The organism is Xylophilus sp. GOD-11R, from assembly GCF_033546935.1.
Classification (GTDB): domain Bacteria; phylum Pseudomonadota; class Gammaproteobacteria; order Burkholderiales; family Burkholderiaceae_C; genus Xylophilus.
This window is the reverse complement of sequence record NZ_CP137854.1, coordinates 396,320-423,151: the sequence shown is the minus strand read 5'-3', so window position 1 is coordinate 423,151 and position 26,832 is coordinate 396,320. Positions and strand designations below refer to the sequence as shown.

The 26,832-nt window shown below is 65.6% G+C and carries 22 protein-coding genes; 3 read left to right on the top strand and 19 right to left on the bottom strand.

The window, feature by feature from the left end:
• Window positions 1–169 precede the first annotated feature (169 nt).
• Genes R9X41_RS01925 through R9X41_RS01895 form a run of 7 tightly spaced genes read right to left on the bottom strand, consistent with a single transcriptional unit; the run spans window position 170 to window position 7,083 of the window.
• Complete coding sequence (locus R9X41_RS01925; RefSeq protein WP_318633217.1) at window positions 170–853, bottom strand: cysteine hydrolase family protein; 684 nt, start codon at window positions 851–853, stop codon at window positions 170–172.
• 20 nt (window positions 854–873) lie between these two features.
• Entirely contained in the window at window positions 874–1,800 is a 927-nt protein-coding gene (locus R9X41_RS01920) for an ABC transporter permease (protein WP_318633216.1), read from the bottom strand.
• Window positions 1,800–2,909, bottom strand: a complete 1,110-nt coding sequence (locus R9X41_RS01915) for an ABC transporter permease (RefSeq protein WP_318633215.1) — start codon at window positions 2,907–2,909, stop codon at window positions 1,800–1,802. Before R9X41_RS01915 ends, R9X41_RS01920 begins: the two co-directional genes overlap by 1 nt.
• Before the next feature lie 42 nt (window positions 2,910–2,951).
• On the bottom strand, window positions 2,952–4,472 hold the full coding sequence (locus tag R9X41_RS01910; protein WP_318633214.1) for an ABC transporter ATP-binding protein: 1,521 nt from the start codon (window positions 4,470–4,472) through the stop codon (window positions 2,952–2,954).
• 25 nt (window positions 4,473–4,497) lie between these two features.
• Window positions 4,498–5,607, bottom strand: a complete 1,110-nt coding sequence (locus R9X41_RS01905; RefSeq protein ID WP_412556652.1) for a BMP family ABC transporter substrate-binding protein — start codon at window positions 5,605–5,607, stop codon at window positions 4,498–4,500.
• A gap of 59 nt (window positions 5,608–5,666) precedes the next feature.
• The gene (locus R9X41_RS01900; RefSeq protein ID WP_318633213.1) at window positions 5,667–6,068 is read right to left on the bottom strand and encodes a VOC family protein; all 402 of its coding nucleotides are present in this window, start codon (window positions 6,066–6,068) and stop codon (window positions 5,667–5,669) included.
• 13 nt (window positions 6,069–6,081) lie between these two features.
• Window positions 6,082–7,083: an isopenicillin N synthase family dioxygenase gene (locus R9X41_RS01895; protein WP_318633212.1), complete on the bottom strand. Its 1,002-nt coding sequence runs from the start codon at window positions 7,081–7,083 to the stop codon at window positions 6,082–6,084.
• Between the two features lie 129 nt (window positions 7,084–7,212).
• Here R9X41_RS01895 and rutR point away from each other — a divergent pair, with 129 nt between their 5' ends.
• Window positions 7,213–7,941, top strand: coding sequence for an HTH-type transcriptional regulator RutR (gene rutR / locus R9X41_RS01890; protein ID WP_318633211.1), 729 nt, complete (start codon window positions 7,213–7,215; stop codon window positions 7,939–7,941).
• Window positions 7,942–7,944: 3 nt separating this feature from the next.
• On the opposite strand, the gene R9X41_RS01885 is transcribed toward rutR, so the two are convergent.
• The 12 genes from R9X41_RS01885 to R9X41_RS01830 all read right to left on the bottom strand — a co-directional run bounded on the left by R9X41_RS01885 (window position 7,945) and on the right by R9X41_RS01830 (window position 21,901).
• Window positions 7,945–9,582: a nitric oxide reductase activation protein NorD gene (locus R9X41_RS01885; RefSeq protein ID WP_318633210.1), complete on the bottom strand. Its 1,638-nt coding sequence runs from the start codon at window positions 9,580–9,582 to the stop codon at window positions 7,945–7,947.
• Between the two features lie 9 nt (window positions 9,583–9,591).
• The gene (locus tag R9X41_RS01880) at window positions 9,592–10,395 is read right to left on the bottom strand and encodes a CbbQ/NirQ/NorQ/GpvN family protein (protein ID WP_318633209.1); all 804 of its coding nucleotides are present in this window, start codon (window positions 10,393–10,395) and stop codon (window positions 9,592–9,594) included.
• Window positions 10,396–10,409: 14 nt separating this feature from the next.
• Window positions 10,410–11,450: an aliphatic amidase gene (locus R9X41_RS01875; protein WP_318633208.1), complete on the bottom strand. Its 1,041-nt coding sequence runs from the start codon at window positions 11,448–11,450 to the stop codon at window positions 10,410–10,412.
• Between the two features lie 373 nt (window positions 11,451–11,823).
• A complete protein-coding gene (locus R9X41_RS01870; RefSeq protein ID WP_318633207.1) occupies window positions 11,824–12,204 on the bottom strand; it encodes a zinc ribbon domain-containing protein in 381 nt (126 codons plus the stop codon).
• An 11-nt stretch (window positions 12,205–12,215) separates the two neighbouring features.
• A complete protein-coding gene (gene fmdA, locus R9X41_RS01865; protein ID WP_318633206.1) occupies window positions 12,216–13,445 on the bottom strand; it encodes a formamidase in 1,230 nt (409 codons plus the stop codon).
• 130 nt (window positions 13,446–13,575) lie between these two features.
• Window positions 13,576–14,265 (bottom strand): urea ABC transporter ATP-binding subunit UrtE, encoded by a 690-nt coding sequence (gene urtE / locus R9X41_RS01860; RefSeq protein WP_318635124.1) that lies wholly within the window; start codon window positions 14,263–14,265, stop codon window positions 13,576–13,578.
• A gap of 163 nt (window positions 14,266–14,428) precedes the next feature.
• A complete protein-coding gene (urtD, locus tag R9X41_RS01855; protein WP_318633205.1) occupies window positions 14,429–15,172 on the bottom strand; it encodes an urea ABC transporter ATP-binding protein UrtD in 744 nt (247 codons plus the stop codon).
• Complete coding sequence (gene urtC / locus R9X41_RS01850) at window positions 15,169–16,368, bottom strand: urea ABC transporter permease subunit UrtC (RefSeq protein ID WP_318633204.1); 1,200 nt, start codon at window positions 16,366–16,368, stop codon at window positions 15,169–15,171. The genes urtD and urtC overlap by 4 nt, the downstream gene beginning before the upstream one ends.
• Before the next feature lie 124 nt (window positions 16,369–16,492).
• Window positions 16,493–17,407, bottom strand: coding sequence for an urea ABC transporter permease subunit UrtB (gene urtB, locus R9X41_RS01845; RefSeq protein ID WP_318633203.1), 915 nt, complete (start codon window positions 17,405–17,407; stop codon window positions 16,493–16,495).
• A 247-nt stretch (window positions 17,408–17,654) separates the two neighbouring features.
• Entirely contained in the window at window positions 17,655–18,920 is a 1,266-nt protein-coding gene (gene urtA, locus R9X41_RS01840) for an urea ABC transporter substrate-binding protein (protein WP_318633202.1), read from the bottom strand.
• 1,135 nt (window positions 18,921–20,055) lie between these two features.
• Window positions 20,056–21,519, bottom strand: coding sequence for a DUF4135 domain-containing protein (locus R9X41_RS01835; RefSeq protein ID WP_318633201.1), 1,464 nt, complete (start codon window positions 21,517–21,519; stop codon window positions 20,056–20,058).
• Window positions 21,485–21,901, bottom strand: a complete 417-nt coding sequence (locus R9X41_RS01830) for a GNAT family N-acetyltransferase (protein ID WP_318633200.1) — start codon at window positions 21,899–21,901, stop codon at window positions 21,485–21,487. The genes R9X41_RS01835 and R9X41_RS01830 overlap by 35 nt, the downstream gene beginning before the upstream one ends.
• A 594-nt stretch (window positions 21,902–22,495) precedes the next feature.
• Between R9X41_RS01830 and R9X41_RS01825 the strand changes: the two genes are divergently transcribed.
• Window positions 22,496–25,927: an ATP-binding protein gene (locus R9X41_RS01825; protein WP_318633199.1), complete on the top strand. Its 3,432-nt coding sequence runs from the start codon at window positions 22,496–22,498 to the stop codon at window positions 25,925–25,927.
• Window positions 25,914–26,831 (top strand): response regulator, encoded by a 918-nt coding sequence (locus R9X41_RS01820; RefSeq protein WP_318633198.1) that lies wholly within the window; start codon window positions 25,914–25,916, stop codon window positions 26,829–26,831. The genes R9X41_RS01825 and R9X41_RS01820 overlap by 14 nt, the downstream gene beginning before the upstream one ends.
• Window position 26,832 lies beyond the last annotated feature (1 nt).

Sequence of the window (26,832 nt, the reverse complement as noted above, 5' to 3'; positions counted from 1 at the left end):
ACAGTGGTCGCCGCAGGTGACCGGCGCGTATGGGGACGACTCGCCCGGCGCCAGGCAGCTCGCAGGCATCCGACCCCGCGTCCCAGTTGGGCTGGTGGACGAACAGCAGCGACGGGCTGCGGGTGGTCGATGCGACCACTTCTTGAAGGGTTGTCGCTAGCGCAAACGATCAGTCATGCCGCTGCGCCCAAACCCGCAACAATTCCGCCGAATCCATCACCAACCCGAGGTGCAGCGACACCATGCTCAATGCCGCCCCCTCCAGATGCGGATCCGTCCCCCGCACCAGATCGCGCAGCACGATCACCCGGTAGTTGTAGTTGTTGGCATCGAATGCGGTGTTGAGCACGCAGCAATCGGTGAACCCGCCATCGAGCACCACGGTTTCGACCCGCTGGTTGCGCAGCAGAAAATCCAGGTCGCTCGGATAGAAGGCCGACAGCCGGCGCTTGGTGCTGACCTGCATGTCCCCCGGCTCCACCCGGGTGCACCACTCGGTCCATTTCGATCCCTCGATGGCGTGGCCGGCCGAGTTGGGGATTTCGCCCACGTGCAGCGGAAAGGTGCGGCGCCAGGCGGCGGGGATGCCGTTCAAATCGTCCTCGCCATGGGGCCGCACGGTGGCGCGCACATGCACCAGGCGCACGCCCGCTGCGCGCACCTGGTCGTGAAAGGCGTCCAGCGGCGCCACCAGGTCACGCGCCCGGGGTGCGGGGCAAGGGCAGTCGGGTGATTCGTCGAGATGGCCGCGGTGCATGTCGATCGAGACGACGGCGGTCTTGCGCGGGTCCAGGTAGTCGGCGAACTCGGTTTCGTCGATCTCGCGGGCTTTTTCGTAGACGTAGGCTTGCATGGGTGGATTCCAGGGCGCGGTCAGCGGCGCTCCTCGCGCAGGAAGGGTTCGCCGAGCGCCCCCGGGGTTTCATCGGCGCCGCGCTTGGCCAGCGCCACCCAGACCATCACGCCGAGGGTGACGAGGTAGGGTGTCATCAGCACGAAGTACTGCGGCATGGCGATGCCGGCGGCGGCGAGTTGCGGGATCAGCGTTTCGATGCCGCCGAACAGCAGCGCGCCGGCCAGCGCCCGCCACGGCGACCAGCGGGCGAAGATGACCAGGCCGACGGCGATCCAGCCGCGCCCGCCGGTCATGCCGGCGATCCACAGCTTGGTGCTGATGACCGCGATGTAGCCGCCCGCCAGCCCCACCAGCGCGGAGCCCGCGACGATGGCGAGAAACCGGGTGCGCAGCACCGGTATGCCGGCGGCGTCGGCGGCCTGCGGGTTCTCGCCCACCGCGCGCAGCCGCAGGCCGGCGACGCTGCGGCCCAGGTAGAACACCACACCCGCGAAGATGAAGGGCACCAGGTACACCACGGCGTTCTGGTGGAACAGCCGGCCGACCACCGGCAGCTGCACCAGCGGCCCGAGGGCGATGGCATCGAGGCCGGTGACGGGCTGGTTGGTCCAGCCCAGCAGGGTGCCGAGCAGGCCGGTGAGGCCCTGGCAGAAGAACACCAGCGCCAGCCCGGCGATGACCTGGTTGACCCGCAACCACACCACCATCACCGCGAACAGCACCGACACGGCCGCAGCCGCCGCCATGGAGCCGATGAGCGCGATGCCGGGTTCATGCACCGCCAGTTGCACGCCGATGCCCGCGAGCGCGCCGACCAGCATCAGCCCTTCGGCGCCGAGCGAGAGCACGCCGGCGCGCTCCGAAATGATCAGGCCCAGCGCGGCCAGCGCGAAGGGCACGGCGGCGTCGGGCAGGTTGCCGAGCCAGTTGGCCACGAGGTCCATCACGGTTGGCTCCCGACAGCGCGCAGCCGGTGGCGGATGAAGAAGTCCGACGAGGCCACGCACACCACCAGGATCGCCTGGATCAGCTGCACCATCGAGAACGGGATTTGGTAGAAGACCTGCAGGCTGCGGCCGGCCACGAACAGCGTGGCGACGACCACCGCGACCACGCTGGCGGCCAGCGGGTTGTTGCGCGCCAGGAAGGCGATGAGGATGCCGCTGAAGCCGTAGCCGCTGTAGAAGGCCTGGGTGAGCCGCCCTTCCTGGCCGGCCGCCACCATGAAGCCGCCGAGCCCGGCGAGCGCACCGGAGATGAGCACCGAGGCCACCACTAGCCGGCGCACCGGCACACCCACCGCGTCGGCCACCCGCTGATTGGCGTGGATGAAGCGCAGGTAGAGCCCGGCGCGGCTGCGGTCGACGAACCACCACGCGGCCAGCGCCACCACGGCGGCCAGCACGATGGCGCTGCTGAAGCCGTCGAACACCTCGGGCAGGCGCTCGAAGGGCTGGAACTTGGGGCTGTAGGGAAAGGAATCCTTCGGGTCTTTCCAGGCGCCGTAGACCAGGTGCAGCAGGAAGTTGGCCGCGACGTAGTTGAGCATCAGGCTGGAGATGATCTCGGCGATACCCAGGCGCATCTTCAGCGCCAGCGGCAGCACCACCCAGGCCAGTCCGCCGAGCAGCGAAGCGCCGGCCATGAGCCAGAGGCGCGACTCGGGCGGGCCGATCTGGTGGAGGGAGACGAAGGTGGCGCCGATGGCGCCGAAGATCATCTGGCCTTCGAGCCCCAGGTTCCAGAAGCGCGCCCGGAAGGCCATGGCCGCTGCCAGCCCGACCATCACCATGGGCGCGGCCTGGAACAGCACGGCGCGCAAGTTCTGCGGATCGGTGAAGGTCTGCACGATGAACTCGTCGAGCAGATCGGACGGCGACACGCCCGCGGCCACCAGGATGGCGCCGCTGATGAACAGGCCGACGGCGATGGCCGCCGCGATGATCGCCACCTGCTGCGGCCAGCCGAGTTGCTGGCGCAGTTCCAGCGTGTAGCGGCGCTCCAGCAGGGGCACGAAGCGGCGCGGCGCCGGCGAATGGTCGGTCGGGGTCATGGAAGGCGCGGATCGAGGCAAGAGGTCTGCGTTCTGGGCGATTCAGGCATGGGCCACCATGGCCTGGCCGATGGCCTGGCGGTCGGCCGGCACGGGAAATTCGGCCACGATGCGGCCGCGCACGATGACGCCGATGCGGTCGGCCAGCGCCATGACCTCGTCGAGGTCTTCGCTGATCAACAGCACCGCCGCGCCGCCGTCGCGTGCGGCGCGCAGGCGTTCGTGCACCTGGGCGCCGGCACGCACGTCCAGGCCCCGGCTCGGGCTGTGGGCGAGCACCAGTCGCGGCCGACGGCTGAACTCGCGCGCCAGCACCAGCTTCTGCGCATTGCCGCCGGACAGCAGCGCGGCCTTCTGCCGCAGGGAGCGCACACCGAGCACGTCGAAGGCCTTCACCGCCTCGGCGGCGTCGGCTTCCATGCGGCGGCGGTCGAGCCGGGTGACGCGGCCGTACCGGTCGGCATGCACCTGGCCGATGCCGAAGTTCTCGGCCACCGACAGGCCGCCGGCCAGCGCCAGGCCGTAGCGGTCGGCCGGAATCGCGGCGATGCCGAGCGCGCGCCGCTGCACCGTGCCCGCCTTGCCGAGGTCGCCGAAGCCTTCGAGTTCGATGGTGCCGCGCCCGATCGGCAGCAGTCCCATGATGGCCTCGGCCAGCTCCGACTGGCCGTTGCCGCCAACGCCGGCGAGGCCGTAGATCTCGCCGGCGTGCACCGTCATCGACAGGCGGTCGAGCGTCTTGCCGCCGGTGAGTTCCTGCAGCACCAGCCGCGGCGCGCCGCGTGTAGTGGGCGCGCGCGGGGACGGTGGCGGCGCCTCGCCCACGGTCATGCGCACCAGTTCGGATTCGGGGGTTCGGCGTGGGTCCACCGTGGCCAGGGTGCGGCCGCCGCGCATCACGGTGACGCGGTCGGCGTACTGCTTCACATCGGCCATCTTGTGGGTGACCAGCACTACCGCCGCGCCGCTGCGGGCCAGGCGCTGCACGGTGCCGAGCAGGCGCGCGGCCTCCTGGTCGGTGAGCACCGCCGTGGGCTCGTCCATGATCAGGATGCGGGCGCCGGCCAGCAGCACCTTGAGGATCTCGACCCGCTGCTGCTCGGCCACCGACAGGCGGTCGACGCGGTGGTCGGGGTCGATCTCGAAGCCGAGCGCGCGGGCCTGGGTGAGGATCTCGGCGCGCACCCGGGCCAGGCGCGGGCGAAAGCCCTGCGGTTCGTCGTCCGGCGGGGTCGGCAGGCCGAGCAGGATGTTCTCGGCGACCGTGAAGGGCGACACCAGCTTGAAGTGCTGGTGCACCATGCCGATGCGCCAGCGGGCCGCGTCGCGCGGACCGGCCAGGCGCACCGCGTTGCCGTCGACCAGCAGCTCGCCTGCCTCCGGCGCGTACAGGCCGGCGGCGATGTTCATCAACGACGATTTGCCCGCGCCGTTCTCGCCGAGCAGCGCATGCACCTCGCCCCAGCGCGCGGCGAAGTGCGCGTCGGCCAGGGCGACGAAGCCGTCGAAGGACTTGTGGATGCCCGAGAGTTCGAGCGCGTTCGCGGAGGGCGGGGGCGACATGCGGTGCGGTGGCTTGCTCAGGCGTTCACTTCTGCGTGACCACGCCCTTGACGAACCAGTCCATCTTCCAGAGGTCGGCATCCGAGAGCGCGCCGCCGGCGGCCACGCGCTGCTTGCCGTCGCGGTCGGCGAGCGGGCCGGCGTAGACCTGCTTGCCCTTCAGGATCGCGTCGCGCTCGGCCAGGATGGCCGCGGCCTTGTCCTTGGGCACGGCCGGGCCGAAGCCGGCGATGTCGGTGCCGCCATCCTTCATCTCGATGAAGGCGCCGTAGGGGCTGGGCTTCCACCGGCCGGCGATGACCTTCTTGAGTTCGGGCACCAGGAACTTGTCCCACACCCACACCGACGAGCACAGCGTGGCCTTGGGCGCGAACTGGCGCAGGTCGCGGTGGTGGCCGGTACCGTAGACGCCGCGCTCCTGCGCCACCAGCTGCGGGGTCGGCGAATCGACGTGCTGGCCGATGACGTCGGCGCCCTGGTCGATGAGGGCCATGGCGGCGGCACGCTCCTTCACCGGGTCGTTCCAGGCGCCGGTGTAGATCACGGTGACGGTGGCCGCCGGGTTCATCTTCTGCGCGCCGAGGGCGAAGGCGTTGACGGTCCAGTTCACCACGCCGAAGGGGTTGGCGGCCACGAAGCCCAGCTTGCCGCTCTTCGACGCCGCGCCGGCGGCCATGCCGCAGAGGTACTGGCTCTCGTAGGTGCGGCCGTAGAAGGATTCGAGGTTGGCGCCGTTGGTGGTGCCCGAGCCGTTGAGAAAGGCCACGTCGGGGTACTTGGCGGCGAGTTCCTTGAACGCGTCGGAGTAGCCGAAGGCGGTGCCGATCACGATGTTGGCGCCGCGCTGGATGAACTTCTCGGCCGCCGGCTTGATGGCCGAGGCGTCTTCCGGAACGCTCTCCACGAACTGGATCTTCTGGCCGAGCGCGGCCTCCACCTTCACCCGCGCCTCGTCGAAGGCCTGGGTCCAGCCGCCGTCGTTCTTGGGGCCGAAATAAATCATGGCGATCTTCGGTTTGCCCTTGAGGGTGAAGCCGTCGGCGCTGGCCTGCGCCTGCGCGGGCAGCGAGACGGACATCGCGGCCATCAGGGCCAGCATGGCGAACACGCCGGGAATCGAACGCTTGACTGACATGGATTACCTCTTTGGGGGGAAAGCGACAGAGATCGAAAAACGCGGGCGTTCCGCAGGCCTCAGACGGCCTCGCGGTCCATCATGAAATTGATGCGGAAGACGTTGCCTTCCGGGTCGAGCAGCACCGCCTGGTACCAGTGGTAATAGGTTTCGTAGGGCGCCTTGATCAACGTGGCGCCGGCCGCCATCGCCACCGGCACCAGGGCGTCGACTTCGTCGAGCGAGTCGACGTCGATGTTGAGCAGGAACTTCACGCCGGTGGTCTCGGCATGCGCGTCGAGCTTGAGCAGGCCGTAGGCCTCGGCGGCGTTGAAGCCCAGGCTGCTGCGGCCGGTGTCGAGCCCGCGAAAGATCGGCGAGCGGATCGCCTCGATCTCGGCGAAGCCGAAGACCCGCTGGTAGAAGCCGCTGAGCGCGACGATGTCGCGGGCGAAGATGTTGACGTAGGAGAGGTGGGCCATCTCGTGCCGTGCTTCAGGCCGCGACCTTGCTGCCGCCGAAGGTGGTCTGCTTGACGAACTTCGAGGTGAGGTGGTCGCCCGAGGTGACCGGCGCGTACTTCGGCGACTCGCCGGGTGCCAGGCAGCTCGGCAGGCATTCGACCACCGCGTCGTAGTTGGGCTGGTGGAAGAACACCAGCGACTGGCGGCGGTTGGTCGACGCGGTCTCGAAGGGCGGGTTGTCGACGCGGTGCAGGGTCGACACCCATTGGTCGTTGGTCCACTGCATCATCAGGTCGGCGATGTTGACCACCAGGCTGCCCGGCACCAGCGGCACGTCCACCCACTCGCCGGCCTTGTTGAAGACCTGCAGGCCCCGGTCGTCGGGCAGCACGATGGTCAGGCTGCCGTAGTCGCTGTGTGCGCCGGCGCGCAGCTGGCCGGGCAGCGGCGCTTCGCGCTGGGGCGGATAGCTCAGCACCCGGAACATGCTGATGTGCTCGTCGATCTTGTCGTCGAAGAAGCGCTCGTCGAGCTGCAGGGCCAGCGCGAAGATGCGCATCAGCTCGCGGGCCAGCACGCTCATCGCGTCGAAGTATTCGGTGTACGCCTCGCGGAAGTCGGGCACCTCGGGCCAGCGGTTGGGCTCGAAATGGGCGCCGGCGGCGGGGCCTCGGTGGTAGTCGTCGTCGGGCACGTCGGACGGGCCGATGGAGAAGGACTCCTTGAGGTCGCCGGGGGCTTTTTCCTCGAGGCTGTACGACAGGCCTTCCTCGCCCACCGCGCTGAAGCCGCGCACCGCGTCTTCACGCGGCCGGTCGACCCGGCGCTTGGCTTCCAGCGGCAGCGCGAAGAAGGTGCGCGATGCGGCCGACACCCGCTCGATCAGCGACGGTGCGATGCCATGGTGCGTGATCACCAGGAAACCGATGCTGCGGCACGCCTCGTCCACCGCCCGCGCCACCGCGGCACGGCCTTCGGGCGTGCCGCCGAACCAGGGCGACAGGTCGATCACGGGAACGGACAGCAGAGTCATGGCTTTTGTCACTCGATGAACGGATGCGGGGCGGCCCCGCGACAGGGACGGGGATGCAAGGTCCGTGCCATTTGGACCAAATGGTCAAACAGGCTTGTTCGGTAGCGTCAGGCACGCGACACTTGCCGGATGCCCATCCCCAAAAGGCCCTCGGCGGCCCTGCAGAAAAAGCCCGTACGCAACCGTGTCGTGGCCAAGCGCGGGCCGGTCGCCCAGAGCCGGCGGCAACGGCAGATCGAGGACAAGCGCAGCGTCATCCTGCAAGCCGCGCTGGGGCTTTTCTCGCGTTACGGACTGCATGGCACCACGGTCGACCAGGTGGCGGTTCGGGCGGATGTCTCCAAGAGCAATCTGCTCTATTACTTCGCCAACAAGGAAGAGCTGTATGTACAGGTACTGCGGCAGCTGATCACCGTCTGGCTGGAGCCGCTGCGGGGTTTCAGCGAGGAACAGGATCCCCGGCAGGCGATCTCGGAATACATCCGGCGCAAGCTGGTGGTGTCGCGCGACAGCCCGGAAGCGTCCCGGCTGTTCTGTCTGGAAATGGTGCAGGGTCCACCGTTGCTGCGCGACGAGCTGGGGCGGGAGCTGCGGGAGCTGGTGGACCGCAAGTCCGAGGTGATCCGCGCCTGGATCGCCGATGGCCGGCTGGCGCCGGTGGAGCCGCACCACCTGATCTTCAGCTTGTGGGCGACCACGCAGCACTACGCCGACTTCGGGGTGCAGGTGCAGGCCCTGACGGGCAAGACGCTGGCCGATCCGGCGTTCTTCGAGGAGGCGGTGGCCAATGTGCAGGCGATCGTGCTGGATGGGGTCAGCGCAACGGCAAACGGCCCGTCGACCCCGTCGAATTCGTAACGTTCATCCGCCTGTACGCACCGCCGCCTGCAGCGCGTTCGTCAAACCTTCGATCCGGTCCAGCACCCGATAGCCACCGGCGCCGAAGATCTGCCGCGCGCAGGCATCCGCCGGGTCCAGGCTGATGCAGAACACACGGATGCCGAGCCGCGATGCCGCGACCACCGCACGGCGGGCGTCTTCGATCAGATAGCGGCGGTCGTGGATGTCGATGTCGTGCGGCTCGCCGTCGGTGACGAGCACCAGCAAGCGCGTCCGGCTCGCCTCCTGGGCCAGCAGCGCCGAAGCATGGCGGAGTGCCGCGCCCATTCGGGTGGAAAGACGGCTCGCGATGGCCGCCAGGCGCGCCAGCGCCAGCGCGTCCAGCGGCTCGCCGAAATCGAGCGCGCGCTGATAGCGCACTTCGTGCCGGCCGTTGGACGCGAAGGCGTGCACGGCGCACCGGTCGCCGACGGTGGTGCAGGCCGAGGCCGTGAGCAAGGCTGCCTCCACGGCTCGTTCCAGCACGCTGGGGCCCGCAGGCGTGCGATCGGCGGTCGACGCCGAGGCATCGAGCAGCAACAGCACCGCCGTCTCCTGCGAGCGACGGTCCAGGCGCTGGTAGATCCTCAGGCGCGGCGTGTGGCGCACGCGCCGCTCGATGGCCGACGCGACCGCCGCATCGATATCCAGCGCGTCCCCCTGCCACTGCGCACGCAGCAGCACCGGCCGAGCGCCGCGCGCCATGCGCCACGAACGCTCCAGTTGCCGCAGCAGGCCGGCATGCGCGGACAGCTTTGCCTGCAGCGCAGCGGGCTCGCCCGTCGGTGGCCGCGACTCCAGCACGGTGCACCAGTCATGGCGATGGCCTCGCACCAGCCGGTCCCATTCGGGGTATTTCAGTGCCGCGACGGGCCCGGTGTCGGGTGCGGGCGCGGCCCTGTCCGGGGCCTGCGATGCAGCATCCGGCGGCAGCGCCACCTCCTCGGCCGACCACTGCAGTTGCGCCCGGTCGGCCGCTTCCGGCCACCAGAGATGCGCGTTGTCGTCGCGGTAGATCGGCTCGACGACGTAGTCGCGGCTATTGAAGGGCAGGCGCATCTGCCCGATGTCGTGGCCCAGGCGTGAGGCGATGTCGCGCAGCACCTCGGGTGAGGTCGTGGCCGATTCGACGGCCGACTCGAAAAGCGCGCGGCCCTTGCCGACCCAGGGATGCGGATCGTGGTGGGACGGGTCGAGCAGGCAACGCGCGAGCCGCAACAGCAACACGACGAAGCTCGTGCCGTGCGCGGGCTCGACGCGGTGGTACGGCAGCCAGAGCGAGCGCAGGCCGGGCAGCTCCGCCATGGCCAGGCGCTCGACGCGCGCATCCTCCAGCACGCCCACCAGGGCCGTCTGTACCGGCTTCAGGCTGCCCCGGCCATAGCGCGCGGGATAGCGCAGATGCGCCACCGCATGCAGCGCCGCGGCCTCGTACCAGCGCTCGGCCGCGACGCCTTTGACGGCCCGGCCGACCTCCGGCAGGTGCAGCCCCCGGTTGGACAGAAATGGCCGCCTGGTGGCCAGGCCCCCCTCCATGGCCAACAAGGCCGGCGACAGCCCGAACAGGGCCCGCAGCAGGTAGGCCAGTCTCGCGCGCGACCCGGCCAGCCCTTCGCCCATGTCGCCGGCCTAGAAGGATGCCGCGACCGCTGCGCTCAAAGCCTGCGCCAGGTCGGGATCGTCGGTCAGCGGCAGCACCACGGCCATCCGGCAAGCCACCTGGGCGTCGATGCCACGCGCCATCAGCGAGGCGGCATGCACCAGCATGCGGGTGGAGGCGCCCTCCTCCAGCCCATGGCCCTTCAAGCGTCGGGTGCGCTCACCCAGGGCCACGACCGTCGACGCGTCCGATGAAGGCAGGCCCGATTCGTGGGCCACGATGCGCGTCTCCAGGTCGGCCTTCGGAAAGTCGAATTCGATGGCCGAGAAACGCTGGCGCGTCGAGGTTTTCAGGTCCTTGGCCGCCGCCTGGTAGCCGGGGTTGTACGACACCACCAGGTGGAAATCGGCATGAGCCGCCACCACCTCGTCGCGTTTCTCGATCGGCAGCATGCGGCGGGTATCGGTCAGCGGGTGGATGACGACCGTGGTGTCGGCCCGCGCCTCCACCACCTCGTCGAGGTAGCAGATGGCGCCATGGCGCGCGGCCTGGGTGAGCGGGCCGTCCTGCCAGCGTGTGCCGTCGGCGTCCAGCAGCCATCGGCCGACCAGGTCGCCGGCGGTCAGGTCTTCGTTACACGCCACGGTGATCAGCGGCTTGCCCAACCGCCAGGCCATGTACTGCACGAAGCGGCTCTTGCCGCAGCCGGTGGGGCCTTTGAGCATCAGCGGCAGGCGCATGGCGTAGGCCGCGTCGAACAGCCGTAACTCGTCGGCGACCGGCTGGTAGTAGGGCTCGGCGGCGATGCGGTAGCGGGCCAGCGGATCGGTCATCTCGTGCGGATGCTTCAGCGATGCATCGCGTCGGATTCGTTGGGAATACCCGGAATCGGGCACTCCTCGGTCCCTACGGTGGAGCGGGTGAAGGACTCCACCATCTCGCGCGTGCCTTGCGGATCGGCGATCCATTTGCCGTAAAACTCGTACGGGCAGTCGGCCACGCCCTGGTCGCCTTCGCGCGAGTTGATCAGCCCCGTATAGCCGCGATGCACCAGCTTGAACAGGTGGTTCTCCGACTGTCCGTTCTTGCGGAAATCGCGGATCAGCGACTTGCTCAGCGCCGCGTACTGCAAGCCCATTTCCTCTTCGCCGCATTCACCCAGCGTGCGCCCGTCGAAGCCGATCAGCGCCGAGTGCCCGAAGTACGAATACACCCCGTCGAACCCCGCCGCGTTGGCCACCGCCACATAGGTGTTGTTGGCGAAGGCCATGGCCTTGGACATGAGGATCTGCTGCTCCTTGGCCGGGTACATATAGCCCTGGCAGCGCACGATCAGCTCGGCGCCTTTCATCGCGCAGTCGCGCCAGATCTCGGGATAGTTGCCGTCGTCGCAGATGATGAGGCTCACCTTCAGCCCCTTGGGGCCTTCGCTGACGTAGGTGCAGTTGCCCGGATACCAGCCCTCGATCGGCACCCACGGCATGATCTTGCGGTACTTCTGCACAATCTCGCCCTGGTCGTTCATGAGGATCAGCGTGTTGTACGGCGCCTTGTGCGGATGCTCTTCATGCCGCTCCCCCGTCAACGAAAAAACGCCCCACACCTTGGCCGTGCGGCAAGCCTCCGCAAAGATCTCGGTCTCCTCCCCCGGCACCGCCGCCGCGGTGTCGTACATCTCTTGCGAGTCGTACATGATTCCGTGGGTGCTGTATTCCGGAAAGATCACCAGATCCATCCCCGGCAGCCCCACCTTCATGCCCTTGACCATCGCTGCGATGTTGCGCGCGTTGGCCAGCACCTCGGCCTTGCTGTGCAGCCGCGGCATCTTGTAGTTGACGACCGCGACCCCCACGGTGTCCTTGCTGCTCGATATGTCGCCGTGAATCATGAAAAGCACTCCAAAAAAATGAACAGCCCCAAAAGCAGAAGCGATGCGAAGCGAGCCCCAGAGGCCGAGCGAAGCAATGGCCTGTATCGGTGTTGGGTCCCCTGTGGTCGAGAGCGAGGAACGGAGGTTTTGCGGATAAGGGCTGGCGGCTGTCTGAGCGAAGCGAGTTCCGCCAGACCCCGCAAAACCGAGTACCGCAGCGTGTCCGAAGGACCTCGCCCACCGGGGTCGCCTTTCTTTGGTTACTTTCTTTGGCGAAGCAAAGAAAGTGACTCGCCCGCCGGGGCGAAATCCCGGCCTCAGCCCTCCGCAGGAGAACCAGCCCACGCAGTGGCACAGCCCCCCAGCAGAAGACAAACCCCAAAGACCAACCTCAGTGACTGATCATCCAGGGCCTCTTCGAAGGAAACGCCTTGGCCCCATTGGCCGCCGTCACCGTAGCCCCCCGCTTCCCGGAGGAAGAAGAGGAAGAAGAGGAAGAAGAGCAGCACCCACACCCCGACGGATGCCGCATGCGCCCATAGGACCCCTGATCCCCATCCCGGGACGACCGAGGCGCGTGCCTGGAACGCTCGTTGGTATCGAACGCCTTGCGCTGCTCAGCAGAAACACAAGCCAGCCGAGGCGCCGTAGCGAACACCCGCGCCGCCGCAACCGAACAGCCGGGACAGACAGCAGGCTCATTGCGATCGGCCACCCGCCGAATCGCATCGAACCCGCCGCAGGCAACACAGTCGTACTCGTAGGTAGGCATGGCGATAAAACCTACTTGTCCTGCGAGATCGGCATGTCGACGCTCCCATCGAGCATCTTCACCGGCCCGGCCATCGTCGGGTTGATGTCGAAATCGAAGATCTCGGTCGGCAACCACAAGGTCGCGCAGGCATTGGGCACATCCACCACCCCGCTGATATGCCCCTGCACCGGCGCAGTCCCGAGAATGGAATAGGCCTGCGCCCCCGAGTACCCGAACTTCTTCAGGTACTCGATCGCGTTCAGGCAGGCCTGCCGATAAGCGACCGTCACGTCGAGGTAGTGCTGCTTGCCCGCCTCGTCCACCGAGATGCCTTCGAAAATCAGATAGTCCTTGTAGTTCGGCACGATCGGGCTCGGCTTGAAGATCGGGTTCTTGATGCCGTACTTGGCCATGCCGCCCTTGATCAGCGACACCTTCATGTGCACCCAGCCGGCCATCTCGATCGCGCCGCAGAAGGTGATCTCGCCATCGCCCTGGCTGAAGTGCAGATCGCCCACCGACAGGCCGCCACCCTCCACATACACCGGAAAGTAGACCTTCGAGCCACGCGACAGATCCTTGATGTCGCAGTTGCCGCCGTGCTCGCGCGGCGGCACCGTGCGCGCACCTTCGGCCGCTGCCTTGGCCGCCGCCTCGCCGGTCAGCTGGCCCATGTGCGCGGTCGGCGCGTTGGGCGGATTGGCCAGGCCCGGCACCCGGTGCGGGTCGGTGGCGATCAGCTCGGCCTCGCGGGCGTTCCAGGCATCGAGCATCTTCTGGTCGGGCAGGCAGCCGATCAGGCCGGGGTGGATGAGGCCGGCGAAGTTCACGCCCGGGATGTGACGGCTGTTGGTGAACATGCCGTGGAAGTCCCAGATGGACTTCTGCGCCAGCGGATAGTGCTCGGTGAGAAAGCCGCCGCCGTTCTTCTTGGAGAAGAAGCCGTTGAAGCCCCACAGGCTGTCGTCGCGCGCGCCGATGTCGAGCAGGTCCACCACCAGCAGGTCGCCGGGCTCCGCGCCCTTCACGCCCACCGGGCCGGAGAGGAAGTGCACCGTCGACAGGTCCACGTCGCGCACGTCGTCGGCGCTGTCGTCGTTCTTGATCGCGCCGCCGGTCCAGTCGTAGGTCTCGAGCTTGAACTCGTCACCGGGGTTCACCCACACCGCCATCGGGATGTCCGGATGCCACCGGTTGTGGATCTTCTTGTTGTCGTAGGGGGACTGGTTCAGATCGACTTTGATCAGGGTATCGGCCACGAAACTACTCCTTTGGTTGATGAGAGAAACGGATCCATCAGGGAACGCCGCGGACCGGCTTCGCCGGTTCGCCAGCGTTGCCCCCTGCAAGAGGGTTGGCGAAGCACACGCAGTGAGCGAAGCCTGGGGGTTAGACCGAGAGATAGGACTTGATGCGCTGCTGGTCGGTGTTGGCGCGCGTGGTCTCGTGCACCAGCCGCCCGCCCTCGATCACGAACAGCCGGTCGGCCACGTCCATGGCGAAGGACAGCACCTGCTCGGAGACCACGATCGTGATCTTTCGCATCTTGCGGATCTCGTTCAAGGCCTTGGCGATGTCCTTGATGATCGACGGCTGGATGCCCTCGGTCGGCTCGTCGAGCAGCAGCACCTTGGGGTCGGTGACCAGCGCCCGGGCGATGGCCAGCTGCTGCTGCTGGCCGCCGGAGAGGTTGCCACCCTTGCGCCGACGCATGTCCCACAGCACCGGGAACAGCGCGAAGATCTCTTCCGGAATCGTCTTGACCTTGGCGTTCTCCAGCCCGGTCTGGATGTTCTCTTCCACCGTCAGCGTCGGGAAGATCATGCGGCCCTGCGGCACATAGGCGATGCCCTTGGCCACGCGGCGGAAGCTCTCGTCCTTCGACACCTCCTGGCCGGCCACGGTGATGCTGCCGCTCTTGCAGGGCAGCACGCCCATCAGGCTCTTGAACAGCGTGGTCTTGCCCATGCCGTTGCGGCCCATGATGGCCACGGTCTCGTTCTCGTGCCCGGCAAACGAGATGCCGTGCAGCGCCTCGCTCTGGCCGTAGGCGACGTGCAGGTCGTTGACTTCGAGGATGTTGGTCATGTCGGCAGCTCCGCGCGGACGGTTGTGCAATGGTCGGTCGATGAGGCGTGGCGCCATCCCGGAACACCGGGGAGCCGGCTTCGCCGGTCCGCCGGTGTTGTCCCCCGCGAGGGGGTAGGCGGCCACATGCGGTGGGCAAGCCTGGGAAAGTGCATCAATGTCCCAGGTAGACGTCGATGACCTTGGGATCGGCCTGCACCTGCTCCATCGGTCCCTCGGCCAGGATCTTTCCCTGGTGCATCACCGTCACCTTGTGCGCGATGCGCTTGACGAACTCCATGTCGTGTTCGATGACGATCACCGCACGGTTCTGGCAGATGCGCTGGAGCAGGTCGCCGGTGAGCTCGCGTTCGCGAGCGCTCATGCCGGCGATGGGCTCATCGAGCATCAGCAGCTCGGGCTCCTGCATCAGCAGCATGCCGATCTCCAGCCACTGCTTCTGGCCGTGCGAGAGCAGGCCGGCCTCGGTGCCGAGCTTGTCGAGCAGGCCGATGTCCTCGGCCACCACCCGGACCTTGTCGCGCACGTCGTCGGTGCACTGGAAGGCCAGCGCGCCGAAGACCGAGCGGCCGGACGGGTACGACACCTCCAGGTTCTGGAACACCGACAGGTTCTCGTAGATGGAGGGCGTCTGGAACTTTCGGCCGATGCCCAGGCGCACCCGCTTGTGCTCGGCCATGCGGGTGAGTTCGGTGTTCTTGAACTTGATGCTGCCGGCGCTGGCCTTGGTCTTGCCGCAGATCAGGTCGAGCAGCGTGGTCTTGCCCGCGCCGTTGGGGCCGATGATCACCCGCAGCTCGTTCCTGTCGATGTAGAGCGTGAGCGTGTCGATGGCCTTGAAGCCGTCGAAGGAGACGGTCAGGTCTTCCACGGCCAGCGCGAAGTCGGTGTTGCTCATGGCTGGGTTCCCTGCAGGTTGGACGGAAGGGCGGCGGAGCGCTCGGGCTCGGGCTGTGGCGGCACCGGCGTGGTGACATGCGCGGGCAGCGGCCTCGGGCTGGCGCGCTTCATGGCCGCGCGGCGGCTGCGCCACCAGGGCACGACATGCTCTTCCCAGACACCGGCCAGGCCCATCGGGAAGGCCATGGTCACGCCGATGAAGAGGCCGGCCATGAGGAACAGCCACAGGTCCGGAAAGCTCTCCGAGAAGTAGGTCTTGCCGGCGTTGACCAGCAGGGTGCCGTACACCGCGCCGACCAGGCTCATGCGGCCGCCGACGGCCGCGTAGATGACCATCTCGATCGAGGGCACGATGCCCACGAAGCTCGGCGACATGAAACCCACCTGCAGCGTGAACAGCGCGCCGCCGATGCCCGACAGGCCGGCGGCCAGGCAGAAGGTGAAGACCTTGAAATTCGACACGTCGTAGCCGGAGAAGCGCACCCGGTCTTCCTTGTCGCGCATGGCCAGCAGCAGGGTGCCGAGCTTGCTGGTCTGGATCCAGCGGCACAGCACCATCGCGGCCAGCAGCAGCCCGACGCAGACGAAGTAGAGGATGTACTTGGCGGTGTCGGTGCGGGTGTCCCAGCCCCACATGGTCTTGAGGTCGGTCATGCCGTTGACGCCGCCGGTGTAGCCCTGCTGGCCGATGATCAGCACTGTCACGATCAGCGCCACCGCCTGCGTGATGATGGCGAAGTACACCCCGCCCACGCGGCGCTTGAACATCGCGAAACTGACGATCCAGGCCAGCAGCGTGGGCACCACGATCACCGCCGCCAGCGAGAAGGGCAGGCTCTTGAACGGCACCCAGAACGCCGGCAGCTCGGTGATCTGGTTCCAGTCCATGAAGTCCGGAATGCCGGGGGTCGACTGGATCTTGGTGGTCTCGGGGTCGGAGGCCTCGAGCTTGAGGAACATCGCCATGGCGTAGCCGCCCAGGCCGAAGAACACGCCCTGCCCCAGGCTCAGCACGCCGCCGTAACCCCACACCATCACCAGCCCGATGGCCACGAAGGCATAGCTCAGGTACTTGCCCACCAGGTTGAGCCGGAAGATGTCCAGCGACAGCGGCAGCACCACCACCAGCAGCGCCGCGAGCAGCAGCATGCTGGCGAGCTGGTAGCGCACGATCCAGGCCTTGATCAGATTCATACAGAGCTCCGGCGCAATTCATTCAGGGAACACCGCGGAGCTGGCTTGGCCAGGCCGCTGGTGTTGCCCCCTCGAAGGGGGGTGGCGGCCACACGAAGTGGGCAAGCCTGGGGGTGAGCTTTGTTCATCGCCGCACCTTGCTGGCAAAGAGACCCTGCGGCCGCATCATCAGGATCAGCACGATCAGCGACAGCGTGATCACCTTGGCCATGGAGCCGGCCAGGAAGAACTCGGTGATCGACTGCGTCTGGGCGATGCCGAAGGCCGACACCACCGTGCCCAGCAGGCTGGCCGCGCCGCCGAAGGTGACGACCAGGAAGGAGTCGACGATGTAGAGCGACCCCGAGGTCGGCCCGGTCGAGCCGATGGTGGTGAAGGCCGCGCCCGCCACGCCGGCGATGCCGCAGCCGATGGCGAAGGTGAGCCGGTCGGTGCGCCGGGTGTCGATGCCGATGGCGTTGGCCATCACCCGGTTGCTCACCGTGGCCCGCACCCGCAGCCCCCAGCGACTCTTGTGCAGCGCGATCAACACGCCGCCGGTGACCAGCGCGGTCAGGGCCAGCACGAACATGCCGTTGATCGGGATGTCCAGGCCTTCCGACGGCGCCCACGAACCCAGCAGCCAGTCGGGCAGCGTCGGGCTGACTTCCTTGGGACCGATGAAGGAGCGGAAGCTCTGCTGCATCGCCAGGCTCACGCCCCAGGTGGCCAGCAAGGTGTCGAGCGGGCGCTTGTAGAGGTGGCGGATCAGCCCCCACTCCACCAGCCAGCCCGCCACGAAGGCGATGCCGAAGGCCGCCACGATGGCCACCGGAAAGTAATAGGGCAACAGCGCCGGCGCATGCGAGCCGACCAGCGTGGAGCCGAGGTAGATGGTGTAGGCGCCGATGGTCATGAACTCGCCATGCGCCATGTTGATCACGCCCATCTGGCCGAAGATGATGGCCAGCCCCAGACCCATCAGCAGCAGCACCGCGAACAGGCTCAGCCCCGCGAAGCCCTGCATCAGGCCGATATTCAGCATCTCTGAAAGCGTCATCAGCGGCTCCGGATTCCAATCAAGAACAGACGATCACAGGGCGCCGCTTCGGCAAGCGAAGCGAAGCCCCGTGTGGGACACCGCGGGACCGGCTTTGCCGGACCGCTGGTGTCGCCCCCGGCAGGGGGTGGGCGGCCACACGAAGTGGGCAAGCCTGGGGGCGAGCCAGGCCCCCGGACGGCCAGCGTGGCCCCCTTGAAGGGGGGTGGTGGCTACAGCGCGCAGCGCTGCGCAAGCCTGGGGGTGGTCACTGGTACCCCTTGGGAAACGGGTCAGGCTTGATGAGGTCCGGCGATTCGGACACCACCTTGAACGTCGCATCCGCCTGCCCCTGGGCGATGCGCGACTTGCTCCACAGGTGGTGGTTGGCGTCGAGCTTCACGTAGCCTTCGGGCGCCGTCTTGAGCTCGATGCCCGGCGAAGCGGCCACCACCTTGTCGACGTCGAAGCTCTTGGCTTTTTCCACCGCCGCCTTCCACAGCCAGGGGCCGAGGTAGCCGGCCTGGGTCACGTCGCCGATCACCGAGTTGGGGCCGTACTTGGCCTTGAAGGCCTCGACGAACTTCTTGTTGTTCTCGTTGTCGAGCGACTGGAAGTACTTCATGGACGAGTAGAAGCCCTTGAAGTTCTCGCCGCCCACGCCGGTCATCTCGTCCTCGGTCACCGCCAGGGTCACCAGCAGCTGCTTGTCGCCGGTGATGCCGGCGGCCTTCAACGCCTTGTAGAAGGCCACGTTGGAGCCGCCCACCACGGCCACGAACAGGCAGTCGGGCTTCTGCACCTTGATCTTGTTCATCAGCGAGCCGAAGTTGGTGCTGCCCAGCGGGTAGTACTCCTCGCCGACGACCTTGCCCTTCTGGAAGTTCTCGATGTGCTTGCGCGCGATCTTCATCGAGGTGCGCGGCCAGATGTAGTCCGAGCCGATGAGAAAGAAGCTCTTGGCCTTCTTTTCCTTCTGCGCCCAGTCGAGGCTGTAGAGGATCTGCTGGGTGGCTTCCTGGCCGGTGTAGATCACGTTCTTGGACTGCTCCAGGCCCTCGTAGAAGGTGGGGTAGTAGAGCAGGCCGTTTTCTTTCTCGAAGACTGGCAGCACCGCCTTGCGCGAGGCGCTGGTCCAGCAGCCGAACACAGCCGCGCAGTGGTCGCTGATGAGCAGCTTCTTGGCCTTTTCGGCGAAGGTCGGCCAGTCGGAGGCGCCGTCTTCCTTGATCACCTTGATCTTGCGGCCGAGCACGCCGCCCATGGCGTTGATCTGGTCGATGGCGAGTTGTTCGGCCTGGATCGACCCGGTCTCCGAGATCGCCATGGTGCCGGTGGCCGAATGCAGCTGGCCGACGGTGACCTCGGAGTCGGTGACCGCCAGCTTGGTGGTGTTCACCGCCGAGGTGGCCTGGGCGTGCGAGAAACTCGGGATGCCCGCCACGGAAGCGGCGCCGAGGGCCTGGAGCAGGCGGCGGCGGCTGGCGTCGGCCTGGGGGGCGCCGGATTCGGGAGCGTCGGAGGAGAACTTCATGGAGAGGGGTTCCTGCTGCGGTTGAGGGGGTGGACCGGCGGTTTCGAAAGCGTCGAAAGCCGGGCTGCAGCGAAGATTAGGGAGAACCCTTGACGGGGCACATACGTCGTTTAACGTAGGTGCTGTGCGCGGGGGGATGTCGGACATTTGCCGACAATGAGGGTTGATCGATTAGTGCCACTGGGTGGGCTTTGCACCGTGCTCGGCGGTGTGCCACCGCGTGGGCTGCTGTCTTCTGCTCGCTGCTTGCCACTGCGTGGGCTGTGTCTCCTGCGGAGGGCTGTGCCACTGCGTGGGCTGCTTCTCCTGCGGAGGGCAGAGGCCGGGATTTCGCCCCGGCGGGCGAGTCACTTTCTTTGCTTCGCCAAAGAAAGTAACCAAAGAAAGGCGACCCCGGTGGGCGAGGTCCTTCGGACACGCTGCGGTACTCGGTTTTGCGGGGTCTGGCGGAACTCGCTTCGCTCAGACAGCCGCCAGCCCTTATCCGCAAAACCTCCGTTCCTCGCTCTCGACCACAGGGGACCCCGAACACCACACAGGCCATTGCTTCGCTCGGCCTGGGACGGCCATCACTGCGCTCGGCGGGGGGTCTGCGCTGCGCTCGACGGAGCAGGGCAGCGAAACGGCACTGGTGCGCCGCAAAGGAGCGGTCGTCGCACCGGCAAGTGCGGCGACGAAAGCACTGCCAGGGAAGTGTCCGGCCGCGCGTGGCAATCAGGTCGCATGTCCATTCGCTATGCGAGAGCGCTCCGGACCAGCATTCACGGCGTCATGGCGATCAAGGCAGCGCGCCCCCCTCAACGCGCTCAGTGCGGCCACTTGTCCCTACCCTCTCAGCCTGACCCTGCAAGCAGGGGCCGAGGCCCCCGATCAACCCTTGTCCAAACTGTTGTCGAAAGAGCGATGGATGGCACATTCCCCGAAAACGAGCGAAGCAATAGCCCGACCGAGCCTCGAACTCGCTCTTAGCGCTTCTTTGGTGACTTGCGTATCCCGGCAGGTTAGATATTCGCTGTGAGCCCGATTGGTCGCGGAACAAGAACCGCCATCAGCGTTGACAGCTACCTCAGTCAACTGCTCCCTGACTTAGGCACCAGATAGCAGTCGCGTCAGAACATATGTTTTTCATACATTTCTATTTACCGTTGTGCATCCGCAAGAGAATATCTGACATTTTTCTTTCCGGGCTTCGACACGCCCATCTCTTCCAACGGCTCTTTATGGCGGCTTCGGTTGAACAACCAAAGTTTTTTTGAATGAGGCCGCTCGAATGCCACAAATCTCCGGTCTGCCCATCAATCCAGAAGTATGGAATGTCCCCTCGCAACAAGTCATGCAATTCGGCGTCTACTATTCTTTGTTTAACCACCTCGGAAATTTCGCGATTAATACCCTTTTTACTCAGCAGCTTTCGACGAGCGCATTCAATTCGCTCGCCCAATTCATGTGGAGGCAGCCAAAGTTGTATCTGTAGAATTTTGTAATAAGCCGTGCCTCGTATCCAACATCGAATCTTATGACTGCGTGACAAAATTTCCGCCGATGTTTTAAATACACATAAATTGCAATTCTTGAGGATCTTGTCAGCAGCCACGGCGCCCGCCGAAACAGATTTCACGTATTTCACGGCAGAAACCGGCTGATTGTCTGCACCCTTAATAATATGATGATTGGCATGCGTAGGACTTATGTGGGTGTACATAATTTCCGACCCTGACAAAGCATATCGCGGCAGGATGTTCGTGTGATTACTGACTTGACCAATGGGGGATGTACCAGGCTCAAACAAGCCCGAATTTTTGTGCGACCATTGACTTTTTTGATATTGGGAGTTTGATAAAATAAACTCGATGTCTATAATTTTTGCACCTTTATTTGTTGAAATAATATTCTCAAAGTGAAGATCTGTAATTTCTAGCCACGAAGCCACGCTAGAGATGACGCCGAATACATAAAAATAATGCTCGATCTCTGCAGCGCAGCGAGGCTTACTGACAGGAAAAAATTCCCGAACGTAAGAACCATGTGAGTGGGCAATGACGCCGTCGACAAAATTTTGAATGCCCAGCCGCTCGGAAAGATAAGAGGCCAACTCGCTTACTAGAATAGTTGGCGCCGGGTCAACAGCTTTGTGCAAAAAGTCAGTCGACTTCTGACCCCTCAATTGGAACTTGATTGGCTGAAACGCGCCGTTGTGCGGATCCCCAGCAAGCACCTCAACACATCTGATCTTTTGATCAAGCAATTTCTGGGCATCCAAAATTTGCGCAAGCAGAGCCGAGCATCGCGATAACATAAATGATTGCCACAAATCCTGGATTTGAAGGAAACCATGAGCAGATAATTTTCTAGAGGCGGCTTTAGTGTCCAGTTTTGCTGCATAAACCCACATCATCATTGGGCCAAACATTTCGCGCGCTTTTTCGACACCCTGTTCAGCAACTTGATTGGCTAGATCTTCTTGACAAATCTCATTGAGTTGAGCTTTGTCGGCGAAAGCCGCCCTGGCGAAGGTCCGCCCCATCACCCGAATACCGTCTTCAAAAGCTTGCAGGCGTTCAATATCAGCGTTCAAAAGTTGCTTTTCTTGCATATGCATGAAGTCTAGCCTTTGACTGAAAATTGAATTTTTTTAATGTTGGCACAATCAACTCATCCAGCGCTTCTGCGTAAATTGCGGTGTGCTTGAATTCATTTACGAAGACATTCATCAAAGCGGTGGCCACACCATTCCGATGAAATGATCTTTCGGTAAGAACTTCACTAAGGTGTGTAACGGTTACCCCATCTCCGAACGCCCTGAGGAGACCAACCGCCGTCCCGCCATTCAGCGCTAAAAAAAATTCGCAATTGCTGTACATCCGCCTCAACAACGGCCGTTGATAACTAGACCCCCATCCATTCGAAGAATATATATTTGCCAAGTCCTCCAAATAAGGATCGATCGAACTATGACGATTAATAATCAAGTATGAAGACATGAATGAAGGGGCTTTACGCCCCGCGTGTTTATTGAACTACCAGCATATAGATGCCCCGGGCATGAAATCGCATAAGACCTCCGGCCCGTAGCCTGCGCTATCGCAGGTGCCAGACGCGCAGCACTTGGTGCTAGACATGCTTGCGAGGATCATCTTTTCCGTGGTCTTTAACGCGACGAAATCTACTGGGACGTATGTGAGATCTTGTGAATTTAATGGCTGATCAGGCCGATTGATCAACAATTTATTTTTATCAAAATCCTCTGCCGAAGCTGCCCCTGCTGCGACGAATGCGGCAGCAAGCGTGACCAGACAAATCGCCGACGATTTAAGTTTTTTCATGTTTACCTTGATGACTTTGGATTGAGGCTGTCGCGCTGTTAACGCACTCGCAGAATAGGCCATTGAGAATCAGTTTTATCGCTCTTCGCCAGACAACATTGGAATGCCACTATCGGCAATTTCGAATCGACGGCATTAATCGAGCAAAGATCGCTTGACTAAGCACTAACGCCGCGATCTAGTCGCTCGCACGAGCGAGACGTGCATAGCGGGCATCAAAAAACGACCACGTTTCTTGCATGCACGCCGACCATGGCCTTTCCCGATCGCGCTGCACCCTCCCCCGGTACTCAAACCATCTTCCGCTTCCGCCGCGACTACAACTCCTGGGTCGCCGACGAAACCATGGAGGACTACGCCCTGCGCTACACCCCCAAGCGTTTCCGCCGCTGGAGCGAATTCCGCGTCGCCAACACCGCCTTCGGCTCCCTCTCCTTCCTCGCGCTGGAAGCGATAGGCGGCACGATCGCCCTGAACTACGGCTTCGCCAACGCCATGTGGGCGATCCTCTTCGTGGGCGTGGTGATCTTCCTCACCGGTCTGCCGATCGCCTACTACGCCGCCCGCTACGGCCTCGACATGGACCTGCTCACCCGCGGCGCCGGCTTCGGCTACCTGGGCTCGACGATCACCTCGCTGATCTACGCGGTGTTCACCTTCATCTTCTTCGCGCTGGAGGCCGCCATCATGGCGCTGGCCCTGCGCCTGGTGGTCGACTGGCCGCTGGTGTGGTGCTATATCGCCTGCTCCATCGTGGTGCTGCCGATCGCGATCCGTGGCATCACCTTCATCTCGCGGATGCAGGCCTGGACCCAGCCGCTGTGGCTGTTCCTGCTGTTCCTGCCCTTCGTCTGGATCTTCATCAGCCAGCCGCAGCTCTACCGCGACTTCGCCGGGCTGTCGGGCCTGCGCACCGGCAGCGCGGGTTTCGACGCGCTGATGTTCGGCGCGGCCACGGCGGTGATCTTCTCGCTGGTGGTGCAGATCGGCGAGCAGGTCGACTTTCTGCGCTTTCTGCCCGAACGCACCCTCGCCAACCGCTGGCGCTGGTGGACGGCGCTGATCGTGGCCGGCCCCGGCTGGGTGGTGATGGGCATGCTCAAGATGGCCGCGGGCGCCTTCCTGGCGTTCGCGGCGTTGCAGTTCCAGGTGGAGACGCACCGCGCGGCCGAGCCCACGCAGATGTTCCTGGCCGGCTTCTCGCAGGCGGTCGGCCTGCCCTGGCTGGCGGTAGCGCTCACCGTGGTGTTCGTGCTGGTGTCGCAGATCAAGATCAACGTCACCAATGCCTATGCCGGCTCGCTGGCGTGGTCGAACTTCTTCGCGCGGGTCACGCGCAGCCATCCGGGGCGGGTGGTGTGGCTGGTGTTCAACGTGGGCATCGCCACGCTGCTGATGACGCTCGACGTGTTCGGTGCGCTGGAAAAAGTGCTGGCCTTCTACAGCAACGTGGCGATCGCCTGGGTGGGCGCGCTGGTGGCCGACCTGGTCATCAACAAGCCGCTGGGGCTGTCGCCGCCGCACATCGAGTTTCGTCGCGCGCATCTGTACGACTTCAACCCCGTCGGCCTGGGCGCGATGGTGCTCGCCGCGGTGGTGTCGTGCTGCGCGCACGTGGGCTGGCTGGGCGAGGCGGCGGCCGCCTTTTCGCCGCTGATCGCGCTGCTGGTGTCGATGGCGACCGCGCCGGCGCTGGCCTGGGCGACGCGGGGCCGCTACTACCTGGCGCGCGACCCGGTCACCGGCTGGCAGCCGGGCGAACTGGTGCGCTGCACCGTGTGCGAGAAGCAGTTCGAGTCCGAGGACATGGCCCGTTGCCCGGCCTATGCGGCGGCGATCTGCTCGCTGTGCTGCTCGCTCGAATCGCGCTGCCACGACCGCTGCAAGACCGACGCGCGCGCCGCCGACCAGCTGCGCCTGGCAATCGCCTGGGCACTGCCGCGCAGCTGGGCGCTGCGGGTGAATTTCCGGCTCGGGCAGTACCTGATGATTCTGCTGTCGCTCACCGCGGTGATGGCCTTCCTGGTGGGCGTGGTGTATGTGCAGGAAAGCCTGGAGACGCCGGCGCAGTTTCTGCGATGGCCGTTTCTCAAGGTGTTCTCGCTGATGGCGCTGATGGCCGCCGTCTGCGCCTGGTGGGTGGTGCTGGCCAGCGACAGCCGGCGCATGGCGCAGGACGAATCCGAGCGCCAGACCCAGCTGCTGCTGCACGAGATCGACGCCCACCGGCGCACCGACGCGGCGCTGCAGTCGGCCAAGGACGTGGCCGAAGCCGCCAACCAGGCCAAGACCCGCTACGTGGCCGGCATGACGCATGAGCTGCGTTCACCGCTCAACAGCATCCTGGGCTACTCGCAGATCCTGCTGAAGAACCCGCAGGTCGACGGCTGGCTGCGCGAGACGCTGGCCACCATGCAGAACAGCGGCCAGCACATGCATGCGCTGATCGACGGCTCGCTCGACCTGGCCCGCATCGAGGCCGGCCGGCTGCGGCTGGACCCGGTGCCGGTGCCGCTGGCCGAGTTGCTGGACAACGTCGAACGCATGATGCGACCGCAGGCCGAGGCCAAGTCGCTCGGTTTCTCGGTGGTGGTCGAGGGCAACGCGCCGGCCTGGATACGGGCCGACGCCAAGCGGCTGCGGCAGATCCTGATCAACCTGCTGGCCAACGCGGTGCGCTTCACCGACCGGGGCGAGGTGACGCTGCGGCTCGACTTCCATCACCACGTGGCGCGCATCGAGGTGATCGACACCGGCATCGGCATCGCGCCGCAGGACCAGGAGCGCATCTTCCTGCCCTTCGAGCGCGGCAGCGCCGGCCGCCGCACCGCCGAGGCCGGCACCGGCCTGGGCCTGACCATCACCCACCTGCTGACCGAGCTCATGGGCGGCCAACTCACCGTGCGCAGCGAAGCCGGCCGGGGCAGCACCTTCACCGTGCGGCTGTACCTGCCGGGCGTGGCGATCGACGGGCCCGGCCAGCGGCCGCCCTCGGCCGTGCTGCGGCCGATCGTCGGTTACCTGGCGCCGCGCCGCACCCTGCTGGTGGTGGACGACCAGCCGCTGCAGCGGCAGTTGCTCGCCGGTCTGCTGGTGCCGCTGGGCTTTCATGTGCAGGAAGCCGCCAGCGGCAGCGAATGCCTGGAGATCGTGCGCCGCCATGCGCCCGATCTGGTGCTGCTCGACGTGGCCATGGACGACCTCGACGGCTGGCAGACCGCCGCGCGCCTGCGCGAGCTGCTGCCGGCCGAGCGGCTGCCGATCGTGTTCGTGTCGGCCAATCTGTTCGATCCGCAGTCCGACCAACTGGCCAGGCTGCAGTGCCAGGGTTTCGTCGGCAAGCCGGTGATCGAGTCGGAGTTGCTGTCGGCGCTGGAGCGTGCGCTGGGGCTCGAATGGCTGCGCGAATCGATGCCCGCGCCGGCGCCACTGCCGCCGGAGAACGAAGCCGCGCCGATGTCGGCCTTGCCCGAAGCGTTGCGCGAGGACTTTTCGCGGCTGGCGCGCCAGGGTCAGGCCGCGGTGCTGCGCGAGCGGCTGCGCCAGGCCCGCGCCCAGTATCCGCAGCATGCCGACGCGCTGCGCCTGCTGCAGGCCTGCGCCGACCGCTTCGACTTCCAGGCCCTGGCGCAACACCTGCGCGAATCAGAACCCGAACCCGAGACGGACCATGAACCCGATTGAACTGCTGGAAACCCCACCGGCCGAGGCCGCCGCCACGCGCCGGGTGATCCTGGTGGTGGACGACGCGCTCGACACCTTGCGCATGCTGTGCGATGCGCTGGCCGGCGAGGGCTACACCGTGCTGGTGGCGCGCGATGCCGACGAGGCGCTGCAGCGCTTCGAGATCACCGTGCCCGACGGCGTGCTGCTCGACGCGGTGATGCCCGGCACCGACGGCTTCGCGCTGTGCCGGCAATTGAAGAGCATGCCGGCCTGGTCGCACGTGCCGGTGCTGTTCATGACCGGCCTGTCGGAGACCGAGCAGATCCTCAAAGGCTTCGCCAGCGGCGGTGTGGACTACGTGGTCAAGCCCTTGCGCATACCCGAGGTGCTGGCGCGGCTGGCCACCCACGTACGCAACGCGCAGGCCGCGCGGCTGGCGCGCGAGGCGGTCGACGTGGCCGGCATGGGCACCGTGGTGCTCGACGCCCAGCGCCGCGTGGCCTGGCAGTCGCCGCAGGCCGCGCGCTGGCTGGACGAAACCTTCGCCGGCCGGCCGGCCGACGAACGCGCCGCCTGGCTGCAGTCGGTGCCGCCCAATGCCGATGCGGTGCGCGCCCTGCCCGGCGGCCGGCAGCTGGCCGCGCGCCACATGGGCGAGAGCGGTTTTTCGGAGGCGATGCTGCTGCTGCGCACCGAACGCGCCGACACGGTCTTCCCGCCGCGTCCGCCCGACGTGCCGCTGACGCCGCGCGAGACCGAGGTGTTGTCGTGGCTGGCCAAGGGCAAGACCAACCGCGACATCGCCGACATCCTGGGCATGAGCCCGCGCACGGTGAACAAGCACCTGGAGCACATCTTCGAGAAGCTGGGCGTGGAGACGCGCTCCGCCGCCACGGCCATGGCCGGACGGCTGCTCAGTTGAA